At 38.9% G+C, this 1448-nt stretch carries 2 protein-coding genes; both read right to left on the minus strand.

Annotated features, from left to right (window positions below):
- Nucleotides 1-390: 390 nt before the first annotated feature.
- Entirely contained in the window at nucleotides 391-666 is a 276-nt protein-coding gene (locus tag EDM52_RS23925; protein WP_122911403.1) for a type II toxin-antitoxin system RelE/ParE family toxin, read from the minus strand.
- A gap of 22 nt (nucleotides 667-688) precedes the next feature.
- Nucleotides 689-1069 carry an AbrB/MazE/SpoVT family DNA-binding domain-containing protein gene (locus tag EDM52_RS23930; protein WP_221175576.1) on the minus strand — a complete coding sequence of 127 codons (381 nt, stop codon included), beginning with the start codon at nucleotides 1067-1069 and terminating at the stop codon, nucleotides 689-691.
- Between the last annotated feature and the right edge of the window lie 379 nt (nucleotides 1070-1448).

Consider the following 1448-nt stretch of genomic DNA (forward strand, 5'->3'; position numbering starts at 1 on the left):
GTTTTTCTATATTTCAAGGAGTACTCTAAAATTGGTTTTAGACTTGCTGTACCAAGGAAAAACGCTCATTTTCGCTCTGCGAAAGTTGAGTTAGTAAACGCAACCCAGATTTAATTGATGAGTTTAGATCCTCTATTGCAACTCGTTTAATAGCACCCGGCACCACAAACAAGCTATCTGACGAACAATTAACAGCTATTATCAAAGAATCGTAGTGAACTATGTCGCGTAAGTTTATCCTTGTTTCAATGAGTCAGAAAATCAGCATTATGTAAAAAACGTCCGAATCTTCATTTTTGGACGTTTTCGCTATTTAGGTGCTATTTTTTGTTACGAACATACGTTGTATATAAGAAAATTAACAAAGAGCCAGCATATTGCTGACCCTTGCTAGTTCATGTAGCTTTTCACCGCGTCCCAAAAATTCTCGCGAGTACCAGCCATGATGACAACAACTACTTCGCCTTGATCGTTTTCCGTCAAGTAGTAGGCGATTTCATAACTGGTTTTCTGATAGCGAATGTCATAACCGTAAATGCCAGCTAAATCACCGATCTTCTGTTGACCTACATCGGGATTGGTCTGAATTTCTTTAATTGCATCTTGGTACAATTTTTTAAGTGGTTTGTCATTGAGTTTCTTTAAATATTTCTCGGCTGGCGGCAAAAATCAGACAGGCAGCAAACAATCAGTCCTCCCCGAAAATGTCACTCATCTGATCGTCTCCGGTGCCAACCTGTTGAGCGAGAAGGTCTGCATCTTCCATCATTTTCTCGACTGCCGGTCTTACCTTCGCTTTCATGCGTTTAAACTCCTGGAGCAGTTCCTCACCAGACAGATGTCTTTCTCGGATCAGTTCGCTTAAAATCTCTTCAGCAAACTCAACTTCACCTACCGGACGAATAACAAGTTCATTTCCGCGTAGAACGCATTCGACTTCATTTCCAATGCCTAATTTTTCAAAAAATCTCTGTGGAATCGTGATTTGTCTTTTCGTGGAGACGCTGATCCGTTTGGATTCCATATGGCTCCGCCGCCCTTCCATAATTTCCTTATATGCAATAGCCATATTATCGCCCTCCTCCATCATATGTATTCTTTGTTTCTTTGTTGCTTGGTTTCTTTGTTTTAATTGTACACGAAAAAGTGGCTGACGGAAAGAAAAAGTGTGCCCGAAAAGGTCATTATGAAAAAAACGCCTTAAAAGAAGTTTTTTTCATTCCTTTCAGCAGTTCAAATACGAAAACAACGATCACATACTCCAAGATCCAGGAGCTGGTTCTACTCCTAGTTAAAATCCCTCATTGCTACCATAAATTTTTTATAGTAGGGTTATCCACAGTTTTTCTACCATTAAATTTTTATGGTTGGGTGAGGTGAGTTTAATTCTTTTCACTTCTTAATCCTTGATGCCTTAAGTATTTTTAAAGTGAATCAATTTCATAAAT

It is taken from the genome of Brevibacillus invocatus, assembly GCF_003710915.1.
GTDB classification, from domain to species: Bacteria; Bacillota; Bacilli; order Brevibacillales; family Brevibacillaceae; genus Brevibacillus; species Brevibacillus invocatus.